At 72.0% G+C, this 15,467-nt stretch carries 13 protein-coding genes and 1 tRNA gene; 11 read left to right on the top strand and 3 right to left on the bottom strand.

Features of this window, described 5'->3' with window-relative positions; genetic code table 11:
• Positions 1 to 16: 16 nt before the first annotated feature.
• Positions 17 to 1,819 (top strand): methionine--tRNA ligase, encoded by a 1,803-nt coding sequence (gene metG / locus ACWD5O_RS01610; protein WP_450084301.1) that lies wholly within the window; start codon positions 17 to 19, stop codon positions 1,817 to 1,819.
• A 61-nt stretch (positions 1,820 to 1,880) separates the two neighbouring features.
• On the opposite strand, the gene ACWD5O_RS01605 is transcribed toward metG, so the two are convergent.
• A complete protein-coding gene (locus ACWD5O_RS01605; protein ID WP_450084300.1) occupies positions 1,881 to 3,128 on the bottom strand; it encodes a hypothetical protein in 1,248 nt (415 codons plus the stop codon).
• Between the two features lie 154 nt (positions 3,129 to 3,282).
• Here ACWD5O_RS01605 and ACWD5O_RS01600 point away from each other — a divergent pair, with 154 nt between their 5' ends.
• From ACWD5O_RS01600 to ACWD5O_RS01575, 6 genes are all read left to right on the top strand, one after another.
• Positions 3,283 to 4,182 (top strand): TatD family hydrolase, encoded by a 900-nt coding sequence (locus ACWD5O_RS01600; protein WP_450084299.1) that lies wholly within the window; start codon positions 3,283 to 3,285, stop codon positions 4,180 to 4,182.
• Positions 4,183 to 4,291: 109 nt separating this feature from the next.
• Positions 4,292 to 5,161: a 16S rRNA (adenine(1518)-N(6)/adenine(1519)-N(6))-dimethyltransferase RsmA gene (gene rsmA, locus ACWD5O_RS01595; RefSeq protein WP_354964609.1), complete on the top strand. Its 870-nt coding sequence runs from the start codon at positions 4,292 to 4,294 to the stop codon at positions 5,159 to 5,161.
• A gap of 109 nt (positions 5,162 to 5,270) precedes the next feature.
• Positions 5,271 to 6,221: a 4-(cytidine 5'-diphospho)-2-C-methyl-D-erythritol kinase gene (locus ACWD5O_RS01590; protein ID WP_450084298.1), complete on the top strand. Its 951-nt coding sequence runs from the start codon at positions 5,271 to 5,273 to the stop codon at positions 6,219 to 6,221.
• 120 nt (positions 6,222 to 6,341) lie between these two features.
• On the top strand, positions 6,342 to 8,159 hold the full coding sequence (locus tag ACWD5O_RS01585; protein ID WP_354964611.1) for an ABC-F family ATP-binding cassette domain-containing protein: 1,818 nt from the start codon (positions 6,342 to 6,344) through the stop codon (positions 8,157 to 8,159).
• Positions 8,160 to 8,259: 100 nt separating this feature from the next.
• Entirely contained in the window at positions 8,260 to 8,715 is a 456-nt protein-coding gene (locus ACWD5O_RS01580) for a DUF4383 domain-containing protein (protein WP_354964612.1), read from the top strand.
• A gap of 212 nt (positions 8,716 to 8,927) precedes the next feature.
• Positions 8,928 to 9,407: a DUF4383 domain-containing protein gene (locus ACWD5O_RS01575; protein ID WP_354964613.1), complete on the top strand. Its 480-nt coding sequence runs from the start codon at positions 8,928 to 8,930 to the stop codon at positions 9,405 to 9,407.
• Between the two features lie 6 nt (positions 9,408 to 9,413).
• Here ACWD5O_RS01575 and ACWD5O_RS01570 read toward each other — a convergent pair whose 3' ends face one another.
• Both ACWD5O_RS01570 and ACWD5O_RS01565 read right to left on the bottom strand, forming a co-directional pair.
• Entirely contained in the window at positions 9,414 to 10,094 is a 681-nt protein-coding gene (locus tag ACWD5O_RS01570; protein ID WP_387323209.1) for a TetR family transcriptional regulator, read from the bottom strand.
• 224 nt (positions 10,095 to 10,318) lie between these two features.
• Entirely contained in the window at positions 10,319 to 11,284 is a 966-nt protein-coding gene (locus ACWD5O_RS01565; RefSeq protein WP_354964614.1) for an acyl-CoA desaturase, read from the bottom strand.
• Between the two features lie 382 nt (positions 11,285 to 11,666).
• On the opposite strand from ACWD5O_RS01565, the gene ACWD5O_RS01560 reads away from it, so the two are divergent.
• From ACWD5O_RS01560 to ACWD5O_RS01545, 4 genes are all read left to right on the top strand, one after another.
• Positions 11,667 to 11,738, top strand: a tRNA-Gln gene (locus ACWD5O_RS01560).
• Positions 11,739 to 11,843: 105 nt separating this feature from the next.
• A complete protein-coding gene (gene glmU / locus ACWD5O_RS01555; protein ID WP_450084362.1) occupies positions 11,844 to 13,382 on the top strand; it encodes a bifunctional UDP-N-acetylglucosamine diphosphorylase/glucosamine-1-phosphate N-acetyltransferase GlmU in 1,539 nt (512 codons plus the stop codon).
• 57 nt (positions 13,383 to 13,439) lie between these two features.
• The gene (locus ACWD5O_RS01550) at positions 13,440 to 14,420 is read left to right on the top strand and encodes a ribose-phosphate diphosphokinase (RefSeq protein WP_354964615.1); all 981 of its coding nucleotides are present in this window, start codon (positions 13,440 to 13,442) and stop codon (positions 14,418 to 14,420) included.
• Between the two features lie 320 nt (positions 14,421 to 14,740).
• The gene (locus tag ACWD5O_RS01545) at positions 14,741 to 15,439 is read left to right on the top strand and encodes a 50S ribosomal protein L25/general stress protein Ctc (protein ID WP_354964616.1); all 699 of its coding nucleotides are present in this window, start codon (positions 14,741 to 14,743) and stop codon (positions 15,437 to 15,439) included.
• Positions 15,440 to 15,467 lie beyond the last annotated feature (28 nt).

The raw sequence follows: 15,467 nt of genomic DNA, 5'->3' as shown, positions 1-15,467 counted from the left end.
ACTAGGCTTGCTGCTCATGAGTCACGTTCTCGCGGCAGTGGCCTGGCCGTACGCCAACGGCCCACGCCACATCGGCCACGTTTCCGGTTTCGGCGTTCCCTCCGACGTCTTCGCCCGGTACATGCGGATGGCCGGCCACGACGTGCTCATGGTCTCGGGCACCGACGAACACGGCACCCCCATCCAGGTGCAGGCCGACGCCGACGGGGTCACCCCGCGCGAGCTGGCCGACCGGTACAACAGGGTGATCGTCGAGGACCTGCACGGCCTGGGGCTCTCCTACGACCTGTTCACCCGCACCACCACCCGCAACCACTACGCGGTGGTGCAGGAGCTGTTCGAGGGGATGTACCGCAACGGCTACATCGTGCCGAAGACCACCATGGGCGCGATCTCCCCGTCCACCGGGCGCACCCTGCCCGACCGGTACATCGAGGGCACCTGCCCGATCTGCGGGTACGACAGCGCCCGCGGTGACCAGTGCGACAACTGCGGCAACCAGCTCGACCCGATCGACCTGATCGACCCGAAGTCGCGGATCAACGGGGAAACTCCGAAGTTCGTCGAGACCGAGCACTTCTTCCTGGACCTGCCCGCGCTGGCCGACGTCCTGCGGCAGTGGCTGGACACCCGGGAGGGGTGGCGGCCCAACGTGCTGCGGTTCTCCCGCAACCTGCTCGACGACCTCCAGCCGCGGGCGATCACCCGGGACCTGGAGTGGGGCGTACCGATCCCGTTGGACGGCTGGCGGGACCGGCCGGACAAGCGGATCTACGTCTGGTTCGACGCGGTGATCGGCTACCTGTCCGCCTCGATCGAGTGGGCCCGCCGCACCGGCGATCCCGAGGCGTGGCGGAAGTGGTGGTCCGCCGACGGGGAGGGCAAGGACGCCCGGTCCTACTACTTCATGGGCAAGGACAACATCGTCTTCCACTCGGTGATCTGGCCGGCGCTGCTCTCCGGATACTCCGGCGAGGGCTCCCGCGACGGTGAGCCGGGCGAGCTGGGCCAGCTCAACCTGCCCACCGAGGTGGTCTCCAGCGAGTACCTGACCATGGAGGGGCGCAAGTTCTCCTCGTCCCGCAAGGTGGTCATCTACGTCCGGGACTTCCTGGAGCGCTACGACGCCGACGCGCTGCGCTACTTCATCGCCGCCGCCGGCCCGGAGAGCAACGACACCGACTTCACCTGGGCGGAGTTCCTTCGCCGCAACAACGACGAGCTGGTCGCCGGCTGGGGAAACCTGGTCAACCGGTGCGTCTCGATGGCGGCGAAGAACTTCGGCGCCATCCCGCCGGTCGACCCGGCCGGCCTCACCGAGGCCGACGAGGCACTGCTCGCGGTGGCCCGCGCCGGCTTCACCACGGTCGGCGACCTGATCAGCCGGCACCGGCAGAAGCAGGCGATCGGTGAGGCCATGAAGGTGGTCGCCGAAGCCAACAAGTACCTGTCCGAGCAGGCGCCGTGGAAGCTCAAGGCCGAGACGGACAAGCCCCGCATGGGCACCATCCTGCACGTCGCCCTTCAGGTGATCAGCGACGCCAACACGCTGCTCACCCCGTTCCTGCCGCACTCCGCACAGCAGGTGCACGAGCTGCTCGGCCGCACCGGCGTGCACGCGCCGATGCCCGTCATCGAGCAGGTCGACGACCTGGACGGCGGGCCGGCGTACCCGGTGCTGACCGGGGACTACACGGTCGGCGCGCGCTGGGAGTCGGTGCCGCTGGAGGCCGGCCGTCCGCTGGCCGCGCCGAAGCCCGTGTTCCGCAAGCTCGACCCGTCGATCGTCGACGAGGAGCTGGCCCGGCTGGCCGGCTGAGCGCAGGACGTCGCCGTACGGCGGCACGACGCCCACCCGGGCGCCGTGCCGCCGCTGGGCTTTACAGCGCGTACCGGGTGTCCATCACCTGATCGTCGGTCACCTCGGCGACCGGCGCCCAGGTCTCGTAGACGCCACGATCGTGGCACTGCGCCCCGGTCGTGAGCACCGTGTCCGGATCCGGCTGACGCAGCCGCAGCCGCAGCCAACCGGCCTCCTCCCGCAGCACCAGGCAGGGCACGCCCCGCCACCGGGCGAACCGGATCCGGCGGGCCACCGCCTCCACCGGGTAGCGGGCCGCCCGGGTCATCGCCAGCACCCGGAACCCGCCGGGCAGGTCCGCCACCGCCTCGTACTCGCCGTCGCCGTGCACGCCGACCAGCTGGGTGGAGCGCGGCGCGTCCCCGGTCGGCACGTACTCCTGGTCCGGGGAGAGACCCGGCACCGCGGCCAGCAGGTGCCGCCACTGCGGGCCCACCATCCGCAGCCACCCGCGCTGCTCGGCCTGATAGGTGTAGAGCACCACCTCCACCCCCTCCGCCGGGTAGGCGAGCAGGGCGGCGTTCGCGGGCATCGGCAGGTCGGCGAAGTCCCGGGTGATGAACTCCGGAATGAGCTGGGCGTTGCTCGGCACGAACCCGGTACCCAGCACCGGTGGGCCCAGCCGGTCCCGGGGCGCCAGCGCGGTCAGACCGTGGTGCGCCTCGCCGACCGGCACGTCGTAGTCACCTGGGTCGGCGGCCCGCCAGCGCAGGGCGTACGCCACATCCAGGCCGTCCCTGCCGACCTCGCCGTCGGTGCGTAGCACCGTGGTCGCCGCCGGCGTACGCAGGTGTGCCACGTCGTGCTCCCGGTAGCAGAAGCCGTGCGGCAACCACCCTCGCACGTACCCGGCGAGCTGTCGGGGGGAGAGCACCTTCACCATCCGGGTGCCCCGCCGGACCACCGCCGACGCGCGTGCCGCTGCCACCATCGCGTCACCCGCCGCGGCCGGCTGCTGGCTGAGCTGGTGCAGCTGCGCCCACCCCCGCTCCCGATGTGCCGGCAGCATCAGCGGCGTGTCCGGCTCCTCGGCCGGCTCCACCGCCCCGTGCACCGCCGTCACCTCGGTGACGTGCACGAACCGGTGCCACGGCAGGGCGCTGCCGGGTCGGGGAGCCCACTCGAAACCGGGCACCTCGTCGGCGCTGAACAGCTCGTACGCGGCGCCGCGGGCGATCTCCTCGGCCGGGTAGACGCCGCCGCCGAACGCCACGCGCAGCCCGGTACGTTCGCTGGCGGCGTCGCTGGCCTGGGGAGTGACGCTCATGCCGTCACCTCCCTCCACTCGGTGAGATGCGGGCCGTCACGCTGTCGCGTCGGTCCGGTGACGCACTCAGTCCGCCCACGCGGCGACGGTAGAGTCGCGCGGCGTAGGCGAGGTGAACGTCGGGTGGCGGGCGGATGGACAGCCCCGGTGTGTGATGCTGTCGCTGATGAGCGAGCCTGCTGAAACCCGCCGAGAGCGTGCCGCACGGCGGGCCGGAGAGTTCCCGCCCGCCCCCGAGCCGCTACCCCGGCCGGTGCTGGACAGCCACACCCACCTGGACATCACCGTCAGCGAGGCCGGCGTACCCGGCGGCGGGCCGGCCGACGACCCGGTCGCCGTGGCGATCTCGCTGGCCGCGAAGGTCGGCGTGGACCGGCTGGTTCAGGTGGGGGTGGACGTGGCCTCCTCCAGGTGGGGCGTGGAGATCGCCGACCGGCATCCCGCCGTGCTGGCCACGGTGGCCCTGCACCCCAACGAGGCGCCCCGGCTGGGCGACCTCGACGAGGCGCTGCGGGAGATCGAGTCACTCGCCGCCCGCGACCGGGTCCGGGGGATCGGCGAGACCGGGATGGACTTCTTCCGCACCGGCGACGAGGGGCGTGCCACGCAGGAGGAGAGCTTCCGGGCGCACATCGCGATCGCCAAGCGGTACGGCCGGGCGTTGGTGATCCACGATCGGGACGCGCACGCCGACGTGCTGCGGATCCTCGACGACGAGGGCGCTCCGGACACCGTGGTGCTGCACTGCTTCTCCGGTGACGCCGACTTCGCCCGCGAGTGCGTCCGCCGCGGGTACGTGCTCAGCTTCGCCGGCACCGTCACCTTCGGCAGCGCCGCCGCGCTGCGCGAGGCCGCCGCGCTCACCCCCGTGGACCAGATCCTGGTGGAGACCGACGCCCCCTACCTCACCCCGACGCCGCACCGCGGCCGGCCGAACGCCTCGTACCTGATCCCGCTCACCGTCCGCTCGCTCGCCGCGACCACCGGCACCGACCTGGACGAGCTGTGCGCGGCCATCTCCGCCACCGGCGACCGCGTCTTCGGCCCGTGGTGAGCCCGGCCCCATCGCACGCCCGGACGTTAGGAAGGGCACCTTGCAATCGCCTGGTGTTGTACAAGGGGCCCTTCCTAACGGCGGGGTGCGGGCGCATACGCTGCCAGCCATGACCGGACTCCTCGGCCCGGCGGAGATCCGGGAACTCGCCGCCCGGCTGGGCGTCGCGCCCACCAAGAAGCTGGGCCAGAACTTCGTGCACGACCCGAACACCGTGCGCCGGATCGTCACCGCCGCCGGCCTGACCCCCGACGACGTGGCCCTGGAGGTCGGCCCAGGGCTCGGCTCGCTCACCCTCGGGCTGCTGCCAGTCGCCGGGCACGTGCACGCCGTGGAGATCGACCCGGTGCTCGCCGGCGCGCTGCCGGAGACCGCCACCCGGCACGCCGGCGCGGACGCCGGCCGGCTCACCGTGCACCGCGCCGACGCGCTGCGCGTCGACGCCGCCGAGCTGGCCGACCCGCCGCCGACCGCGCTGGTGGCCAACCTGCCCTACAACGTGGCCGTGCCCGTGGTGCTGCACCTGCTCGCCGAGCTGCCCAGCCTGCGCAAGGGCCTGGTGATGGTGCAGAAGGAGGTCGCCGACCGGCTGGTCGCCGGCCCCGGTTCCAAGGTGTACGGCATCCCGTCGGTGAAGCTCGCCTGGTACGCCCAGGCGCGAGGCGCCGGCCGGGTGCCGCCGAACGTCTTCTGGCCGGTGCCCAACGTCGACTCCGGCCTGGTCGCCTTCACCCGCCGCGAGCCACCCCGAGCCGACGTACCCCGGGAACGGGTCTTCGCCGTTGTGGACGCCGCGTTCGCGCAGCGCCGAAAGACCCTGCGCGCCGCGTTGGCCGGCTGGGCCGGCGGCGCCGACCGGGCGGCCGCCACGCTCACCGCGGCCGGCGTCGACCCCGGCGCCCGGGGGGAGTCGCTGACCGTCGAGCAGTTCGCCGCCATCGCCGCGTCGGCTCCGGTCGGTACGCCGGCCGCGAAGTAGGCTGACGCCGTGCCCGCCGAGGAGGCGTACGGGTGAATGCCGACCACGCCGAGGAGCTGATCGTGATCAAGTCGTTCGACATCCGCCTGGCCGTTCGGGACATCGCCCCGTGACCGAGGCCTGGCGACCGGACGAGGACGACGAGCGCCGCGGGGCCATCGGACCGGTGAAGGTCCGGGTGCCCGCCAAGGTCAACCTGCACCTCGGGGTGGGCCCGCTGCGCCGCGACGGCTACCACGAGCTGAACACCGTCTACCACGCGATCTCCATCTACGACGAGCTGACCGCCCGTCGGGGCGACACGCTCGCCCTGACCATGGAGGGCGAAGGCACCGGCGAGCTGGCGCTGGACGACACCAACCTGGTGATCCGCGCCGCGCACGCCCTGGCCGGGTACGCCGGGGTCCTGCCGCACGCCCGGCTGCACCTGCGCAAGCAGATCCCCCTCGCCGGCGGGCTGGCCGGCGGCAGCGCCGACGCCGCCGCCGCGCTGGTGGCCTGCGACGCGCTCTGGGGCACCGGGCTGTCCCGTGACGAGCTGGCCGGGATCGCCGCCGACCTCGGCTCCGACGTGCCGTTCCTGATCTACGGTGGCACCGCGCTGGGGACCGGCCGGGGTGAGGCGGTCAGCCCCGTGCTGGTCCGCCCCACCTCCTGGCACTGGGTCGTGGCCATCGCCGACGGCGGCCTGTCCACCCCGGCCGCCTACCGCGAGTTGGACCGGCTCCGCGACGCCGGCACCGCCGGCGCCCCGCTGGGCAGCACCGACGCGCTGCTGGGCGCGCTGCGTCAGCGCGACCCCCGGGTGCTCGCGCGCACGCTCGGCAACGACCTCCAGGACGCGGCGCTGGCCATGCGCCCGGCGCTGGCCGACACCCTCAAGGCCGGCGAGGCGGCCGGTGCGCTCGCCGGCATCGTCTCCGGCTCCGGCCCGACCTGTGTCTTCCTCGCCGCCGACGCGGCCGACGCTGAGCGGATCGCCGCCGAGCTGACCGCCGTGGGCGTGTGCCGGGAGGCGCGGGTCGCGCACGGCCCGGTCGCGGGCGCCCGCGTCGGCTGACGTCCCGTCCCTCCCGCGCTGCGGGCGCGCGGCGCGGGAGGCTGGGGTGTCCGCGTACCCTTGTGGGAGGCGTCCAGGTGCCCGCCGGCACCGGGACGCCTTGATCATGAAGGGTGGAACGTGGCGAACATCGTCAATCTGGACCGGGTGTCCAAGGGGTACGGCGCCGCGGGGCGGCTGCTCACGGACGTCTCGCTCGGTCTGGACGACGCCGACCGGATCGGCGTGGTCGGCCTCAACGGCGCCGGCAAGTCCACCCTGCTGCGGCTGCTCACCAAGCAGGAGGATCCCGACGACGGCCGGGTCACCCACCGCCGCGACCTGCGGGTGCTCTGGCTGCCGCAGCAGCTCACCCTCGCCCCCGAAGCCACCGTCCGGGACGTCGTGCTCGGCACCGCCTGGCTCGCCGAGGGCATGGGCGCCGAGCACGAGTGGGCCGGTGACGCCGGGGTGCGCGCCATCCTCGATGGCCTCGGCATGCCGCACCTCGGCCTCGACCAGCCGGTCGGCCCGATGTCCGGCGGCGAACGGCGCCGGGTGGCGCTCGCCGCGCTGCTCGTGCGCGACTCCGACCTGCTGATCCTCGACGAGCCCACGAACCACCTCGACGTGGGCGGTGTCGACTGGTTGGCCCGGCACCTGGTCGGTCGCAAGGGTGCCCTGGTCGTGGTCACCCACGACCGGTGGTTCCTGGACGCGGTCTGCACCACCACCTGGGAGGTCGCCGACCAGACCGTCCGCGCCTACGAGGGCGGCTTCGCCGCCTGGATCCTGGCCCGCGCCGAGCGCGAGCGCGTCGCCGCCGCCACCGAGGCCCGCCGCCAGAACCTGCTTCGCAAGGAGATCGCCTGGCTGCGCCGCGGCCCGCCGGCGCGTACCTCGAAGCCCCAGTTCCGCATCGACGCCGCGAACGCCCTGATCGCCGACGTGCCGCCGGCGCGCGACACCATGTCGCTGCAGCGGATGGCCACCTCCCGGCTCGGCAAGCAGGTCTACGACCTGGAGAACGTCGAGCTGCACGCCGGCCCCAAGGAGATCCTGCGGGACGTCACCTGGCTGGTCGGGCCCGGCGACCGGATCGCGATCCTCGGCGCCAACGGCGCCGGCAAGACCACGTTGCTGCGGATGCTCGCCGGCATCACCCGCCCCGACGGTGGCCGGCTCGGCACCGGTACCACCGTGCGGCCGGCTTTCCTCTCCCAGGAGCTCGCCGAGCTGCCCGGGCACCTGCGCGTGCTCGAAGCCGTCGAGGAGGTCGCCCGCCGGGTCCAGCTCGGCGACCGGGAGGTCTCCGCCGCCCAGCTCGCCGAGGTCTTCGGCTTCGACGACCGACGGCTCTGGACCCCGGTCAGCGACCTCTCGGGCGGGGAACGCCGCCGGCTGCAGATGCTGCGGCTGCTCGCCGGGGAGCCCAACGTGCTGCTCTTCGACGAGCCCACCAACGACCTGGACACCGACACCCTGGCCGCCCTGGAGGACCTGCTCGACTCCTGGCCCGGCACGATCATCGTGGCCAGCCACGACCGCTACCTCATCGAACGGGTCACCGACACGGCGTACGGGATGTTCGGTGACGGCCGGCTGGTGCACCTGCCCGGCGGCGTCGACGAGTACCTCGCCCGGACCGCCGAGCGAGCCGGGCCCTCCCGGGCTGGCGCCACCCCGGGCGCCGGCCCGGCCGCCGTGCCGACCGGCACCGGCGCGACGGGCATGTCCGCCGCCGAGGTCCGACAGGCCCGCAAGGAGTTGACCCGGCTGGAACGCCAGCTCGGCAAGCTCGACCAGCGCGAGGCCACGCTGCTCGGCCAGCTCGCCGCCGACGCCACCGACTACGCCCGGGTCGCCGAATTGGACACCCAGCTCAAGGATCTGCGCGCCGAGCGGGAGCGGATCGAGGAGACCTGGATGACGCTCGCCGAGGACCTGCCCGAGACCTGATCCGGGCGGGGCGCGCCGCCCGGGGGCCGTGTGCGGCGTCACATCTCCGCGTGCGGGACAATCGTCCACGACACCTCACCCCACGGCGTTGGAGACTCAGATGGCCCACACCCCCGTCAACCACCCCGCGCGGCCGATCTACCGGGCGATCGGCGGGCTGACCGGTCTTTACCTGGTGGTCTTCGGTGTGCTCGGCATCATCGCGAGCGCCGGCAACGAGATTTTCGCGCAGGACGACACCAAGGTCCTCGGCCAGGGCACCAACATCGGCTTCTCGCTGCTCAGCGTGCTGCTCGGGCTCCTCGTGCTGGCCGGCACCGCACTCGGCCGCAACATCGACGTGGCGATCAACCAGTGGCTGGCGTACGCCCTGATGGTGATCAGCCTGGGCGGCCTCGCGTTCATCCGGACCGACGCCAACTTCCTCAACTTCAGCATCACCACCGTGGTCGTGGTGATGGCGGCGGCCCTGGTGCTGCTGATGGTCGGCATGTACGGCAAGGTCGGCACGGACGACGAGGCGGAGGCGTTCCAGAAGGCTCGCCTGGTGCTCTGAGTTCTTGCTGGTTGCGGTGGTGGGTTTCGCCGGAGCCCGAGCTGCTCCGGGCGGTCAGGCTTGATCCCTGCGCAGCTCGGGCTCCGGCGAAAACCTGACTTGGTCCGGCCTGCGGCGAACCCTCCGCCTTTGTGGTTCTCCGGACAGCCCCCTCTGCCTCAGGTGACAATCCTCCTGAAATGGTTTTTCTCGGGGTGGATGGGGATCAGGGCATGGCGCACTTTCCGGTGAACCATCCGGCACGGCCGCTTTACCGGGTCCTCGCCGGCCTGATCGGCGTCTACATCCTGGTCTTCGGCGTCTGGGGCGTCGCCCAGACGCTCGGGGATCCGCTCTTCAACCGGGGCAGCCACTGGGTGCTCGGGCTGCGCACCAACCTGGCCTTCTCGCTCGCCTCAGTGGTCTTCGGAGTCGTTCTGATCATCGGGGCGTCCCGGCGCACCAACCTCGGCCACTACATGAACCTCACGGCCGGCGTGGTGTTCCTGGTGACCAGCATCCTGATGATGTCCGTGCTGCAGACCGACGCGAACTTCCTCAACTTCTCGATGTCGACCGTGGTCGTGTCGATGCTGTTCGGCCTGATCCTTCTCGGCACCGGCCTGTACGACAAGGTCGGCCCCGAGGACCACGCCGAGGCGGAACGTCGCAACCGCAGTCACCCGGTGGCCGAGGTGCACACCCGCCGCTGACCGTGGTCAGCGTCGGCGGGCGGTGATCAGCGTCGGCTTCGCCTCCAGGTGGGACAACCCGTTCCACGCCAGGTTGACCAGGTGTGCCGCCACCGTCTCCTTGCGTGGCTTGCGCACCTCCAGCCACCAGCGGCCGGTCAGCGCCACCATGCCCACCAGCGACTGCGAGTACAACTCCGCCAGCTTCGGGTCGTACCCGCGGCTCTTGAACTCGGCGCCCAGGATGTGCTCGACCTGGTGTGCCACGTCGTTCATCACGCTGATGAAGTTGCCCGTCGCGGACATCACCGGCGATTCGCGGACCAGCACCCGGAACCCGCTGGTCTCCTCCTCGATGTAGCCCAGCAGGGCCATCGCCGCCTGCTCGAGCAACTCCCGCGGGTGCCCGGCGGTCAAGGCCGTGGTGATCCGGTCGAGCAGTGCCCGGACCTCCCGGTCCACCACCACCGCGTAGAGCCCTTCCTTGCCGCCGAAGTGCTCGTACACCACCGGCTTGGAGACCTTGGCGCGGGCCGCCACCTCCTCGATGGAGGTGGCGTCGAAACCGCGCTCGGCGAAGAGTTGCCGGCCGGTCGCGATCAACTGCTCCCGCCGCTGGGCCGCTGACATGCGGACCCGGGAGGTGGGTTTGGCGGGTGGAGCCGGCGTCGCACGCCGGCCCCCCGCTCCGTCTTTGAGCTCAGGCATGTCGCCGCCTCGCTGGCGCTCGGTCACGCCCTGCCGTGGGATGATGCCTCCGCTGTGCCCGTTCACGTCGTCGCCTCACTGGCGGGCGGTCCGACCGCCCAGCCGCGCCGTCCGACCGTACCCGGATCGGGCCCGGCTCCCCGGCCGCCGAGCCGTCCGGTCCCCCCGCGTCGCTCGGTCACCCGGCCATCCTGCCAGGCGGCCTCCCGGAGCACCGCCCGCTTTTAGCGGGGTGCGACCGGCTTCACCAGCTTCGCCGCGAGACGCTCCGGCTTCGGCCAGCGCACCTGCGACGCGGCGCCGACCTTCTCGAACAGCCAGATCACCCGGGCGGAGATGTCCACCTGACCACGCAGCACGCCGTGTCGGGCGCTGGTCGGGTCGGCGTGGTGCAGGTTGTGCCAGCTCTCGCCGAACGACAGGATCGCCAGCGGCCAGAAGTTCGACGCCCGGTCGCCCTGGCGCATGGCGAACGGACGCTCGCCGTAGACGTGGCAGACCGAGTTGATCGCCCAGGTGACGTGGTGCAGCAGGCCGATCCGGACCAGCCCGGCCCAGAAGAACGCGGTGAGCGCGCCCTGCCAGGACCAGGTCACCAGGCCGCCGATCAGCGCCGGGCCGAGCAGCGAGATGGCCACCAGCAGCGGGAAGAGTCGGTCCACCCGGCGGATGTCATGGTCGGCCAGCAGGTCGGGGGCGAACCGCTCACGATTGGACAGCTCGCGCCGGAACAACCAGCCAACGTGGGCGTGGAACAGGCCCCGGGTCAGTGCCCAGAGGCTCGTGCCGAAGCGCCACGGCGAGTGCGGGTCGCCCTCCAGGTCGGAGAAGGCGTGGTGCCGTCGGTGGTCGGCCACCCACTGGATGATCTCGCCCTGCACCGCCAACGAACCCGCGACCGCCAACGTCACCCGCAGCCACCGCTTGGCCTTGAACGAGCCGTGCGTGAAGTAGCGGTGGAAGCCGACCGTGATGCCGAGCCCGGAGACCACATACCAGACCAGGCCGATGGCGATGTCGGTCCAGCCCAGCCAGCCGCCCCACGCCACCGGCACGGCGACCAGCAGGGCGACGAAGGGGATCACGACGAAGGCCCAGAGGGCGACCAGGATGCCGGGGGACTGGCTGCCGTCGGTGAGGGGTTTCGGGCCGGGCCCAGCGGTGTTGGGTTCGAGCAGAGCGGTCGACATGGGACCTCGCAGAGGGGATGGAAACGATCACGAAGCTACGCCTACGTCACCGTAACTTACGGCACCGTAGATCGCACGGGGAACTTTCCGAAATCGTGCTGAGGGCCAGGTCAGGGCCCTGATCAGGGCTGCGGGCAGTGGTGCCGTCGGCCCCGTCCCGGCAGGGCCGGCGCGGCGCTGCGGGTCGCGCTGCGCGGTCGGGAGGCATCGAGGCTCGGCGTTGCCGACGACGCCCCCGAGGTGATCCCCCTTCGTCCGGCTCCGCCCGTCCGGGCCGCCGCCGTGTGGGCGTGGCGGAATGAGCGATGGCGTCCGGCGGGCGGGGCGCTAAGGTGTAGCGGCGGGATCCCCATCCCCGGATGTGACGCGCTCGCGTCGCTGATCGGCCGTGGTGTAATTGGCAACACCCGGGTCTTTGGTACCCGTATTTCAGGTTCGAACCCTGGCGGCCGAGCTGCCCCCTAAGTCTGGTTTAGGTTCCAGTGGGGTAAGGCAGAGACGTTCCCGGCGGCGCGGTTAGCATGACCGCGAGAGTGTCCGCCGTCCCGACGGGAGCCACATCGTGCCCCAGCCCCACCTTCGTACCGTCGTCGTGCTCGCCGCCGGTGAGGGCAAGCGGATGAAGTCGACACTGCCCAAGGTGCTGCACCCCCTGCTCGGCCGGACCCTGCTCGGTCACGTGCTGAGCGCGGCCGCGCCGCTGGCCGCGGACCGCACCGTCGTGGTGGTGGGGCACGGCGCCGACCAGGTCCGGGGCCACCTGACCGAGGTCGCCCCGGAGGCCACGCCGGTGCTCCAGGCCGAGCAGCTCGGCACCGGGCACGCCGTCCGCATCGCGCTGGACGCCGTGCCCGAGGGCGCCGGCACGGTCGTGGTGATCAACGGAGACGTGCCGCTGTTGCGGCCGGAGACGGTGGGCGCGCTGGTGTCCGCACACGAGGAGGCCGGCGCGGCGGCCACCGTGCTGGCCGCCGAGGTGCCCGACCCGACCGGGCTCGGGCGGATCGTCCGGGACGCCGACGGCCGGCTGGAGCAGATCGTCGAGGAGCGCGACGCCGATGCGACGCAGCGCGCGATCCGGGAGATCAACGCCGGCATCTACGCGTTCGACGCGGTGCGGCTGCGCGACGCGCTGGGCAAGCTCTCCACCGACAACGATCAGGGTGAGGAGTACCTGACCGACGTCTTCGGCCTGCTCCGCTCGGCCGGCGAGCCGGTCGCGGTGCACGTGGCCGTGGATCACGTCGAGACGTTGGGCTGCAACGACCGGGTGGAGCTCGCGACGCTGCGCCGGCTGCTGCGCGACCGGGTCAACGAGGCGTGGATGCGCACCGGCGTGAGCCTGCTCGACCCGGCGACCACCTGGATCGACGTGACGGTGGCCTTGGACCGCGACGCGGTGATCGACCAGAACACCCAGCTGCGCGGCGGCACCGTGGTCGGGGCGGGCGCGCAGATCGGCCCGGACGTCACGCTGATCGACACGGTGGTCGGCGCGGGCGCGACCGTTCTGCGCAGCCACGCGGTGGGCGCCGAGATCGGGCCGGGGGCCAGCGTCGGGCCGTACGCGTACCTGCGCCCGGACGCGCGGTTGGCGGAGAAGGCCAAGGTCGGCACGTTCGTCGAGGTGAAGAACTCCGAGGTCGGCCCGGGTGCGAAGGTGCCGCACCTGTCGTACGTGGGTGACGCGACGATCGGCGCGAAGGCGAACATCGGCGCGGCGACGATCTTCGTCAACTACGATGGGGTGCACAAGCACCGGACGGTCGTGGGCGAGGGCGCGTTCGTCGGCTGCGACACGAGCCTGATCGCACCGGTCGAGGTGGGCGCCGGAGCGTACGTGGCGGCGGGTAGCGCGATCGCTCAGGATGTGCCGCCGGGCGCGCTCGGGGTGACCCGCGCGCCGCAGCGCAACATCGAGGGCTGGGTGGCGCGCAAGCGCCCCGGAACGGTCTCCGCGGCGGCGGCCGAGCGTGCGCTGCGGGCTGCTGAGGGTGCGTCGGGTGTGGCCGGTACCGCAAGCGACAGTGAGGCAATGCACGGGCAGGCCGAGACGGTGGGCGGCACCTCCGGCACGGGAGATACTGCAACCGAATAGTCCCCGACCCACCACCACCGGGCCGGGTACCACCGACAAACGGGAGCAGACGGGCCCATGGGCAGCATCGTCGCCGAAAACCGCAAAAGCCTGATGCTCTTCTCCGGACGTGGTTTTCCGGAGCTGGCCAAGGAGATCGGCGAGGTGCTCGGCGTCGCGCCGACGCCGGCCGACGCGTACGAGTTCGCCAACGGCGAGATCTTCGTACGGTTCAAGGACTCGGTCCGTGGCTCGGACGCCTTCGTGGTGCAGTCCGTGACGCACGGGGTGAACACCTGGGTCATGGAGACCCTGATCATGGTGGACGCGCTGAAGCGGGGGTCGGCCAAGCGGATCACCGTGGTGCTGCCGTTCTACCCGTACGCGCGGCAGGACAAGAAGCACCGGGGTCGGGAGCCGATCTCGGCCCGACTGGTGGCGGACCTGCTGAAGACGGCCGGCGCGAACCGGATCCTCACCGTCGACCTGCACACCGCGCAGATCCAGGGCTTCTTCGACGGCCCGGTCGACCACCTCTTCGCGATGGACATCCTGGCCGAGTACGTGGAGCGCAAGTACGCCGGCCGGCCGATGACCGTGGTGGCACCGGATTCGGGTCGGGTGCGGGTGGCCGAGCGGTGGACCGACCGGCTGGGCGGTTGCCCGCTGGCGTTCATCCACAAGACCCGCGACCCGATGAAGCCGAACCAGGTGGTGGCCAACCGGGTGGTCGGCGAGGTCGAGGGTCGGGTCTGCCTGATCGTCGACGACATGATCGACACCGGGGGCACGATCACCGGCGCGGCGGACATCCTCAAGGAGTCGGGCGCGGCGGAGATCGTCGTCGCGTCCACCCACGCGCTGCTGTCGGACCCGGCCACCGAGCGGCTGAAGAACAGCTCGATCAGCGAGGTCGTGGTGACCAACACGCTGCCGTTGCCACCGGAGAAGCAGCTGGACAAGCTGACCGTGCTGTCGATCGCGCCGCTGCTGGCGCGGGCGATCCGGGAGGTCTTCGACGACGGCTCGGTGACCACCCTCTTCGGTGGTCTGAGCTGAGCGTCGCGCTGCGGTGAGGGCCCGTTCCCGCCGGCGTCCCAGCCGGCGGGAACGTCCCTCAGCGGCGTCGGGCGCGCGTCCGGCGCCCGTTTGTGAGTGGTGACCTGGGGACTGCCGGAAACCTCGGAATCAGCTCGGGTAGACTAGTGCGGTTGCCACGGCGAGGGTGCCCGGCGGGCCGCTGAATAGCGCCGCACGGAGGCACCGTCATCGACGCGGTGCTCCGGGCAGTCGTTCATGACGCATGAGCCCCAGCGAGCCCCTCGCCCCAGCACCGCAAGACGACAAGCCGCCGCAGCGAAAGCATCAGGAGTTTCCCCGTGTCCGAGGTAAAGATCAGCGCCGAGCCCCGTACCGAGTTCGGCAAGGGTGGTGCCCGTCGTACCCGCCGGGCCGGCAAGGTGCCCGCCGTGCTGTACGGCCACGGCGAGAAGCCCAAGCACATCGCGCTGCCGTCCCGGGAGTTCGCCGCGGCGATCCGGAAGGGTGGCGCCAACCAGCTCTTCGCGATCGACATCACCGACGGCACCCAGGTGCTGGCGCTGCCGAAGGCGATCCAGCGTGACCCGATCCGCGACACCTTCGAGCACGTCGACCTCATCCTGGTCCGCCGGGGCGAGAAGGTCACCGTCGAGGTCCCGATCCAGCTGACCGGTGAGGCCGCACGGGACACCCTGATCGTGCACGACCACGACACCCTCTCGGTGACCGCCGACGCCACCAAGGTGCCGGACCACCTCGAGGCGTCGATCGAGGGCCTGGAGGCGGGCTCCCAGGTGACCGCCGCTGACGTGCAGTTGCCGGCCGGTGTCGAGCTGGCCGTCGACCCGGAGCTGACGGTCGCCGCGGTGACCGCCGCGCCGACCGCCGAGCAGCTCGAGGCGACGCTGCCGGAGGTCGAGGAGGCCACCGAGGAGGCCGAGGCCGAGGTCGGCGAGGGCACCGAGGGCTCCGAGGGCGCGGACGCCGCCCCGACCGCCGAGGGCGGGGAGAACACCGAGGCGCGCACCGAGGCCTGATCGGTTCGTACTGTGCGGCAGGCGTCCC

The organism is Micromonospora sp. NPDC005161 (genome assembly GCF_053599855.1).
This window is presented reverse-complemented; position numbering and strand designations above follow the sequence as displayed.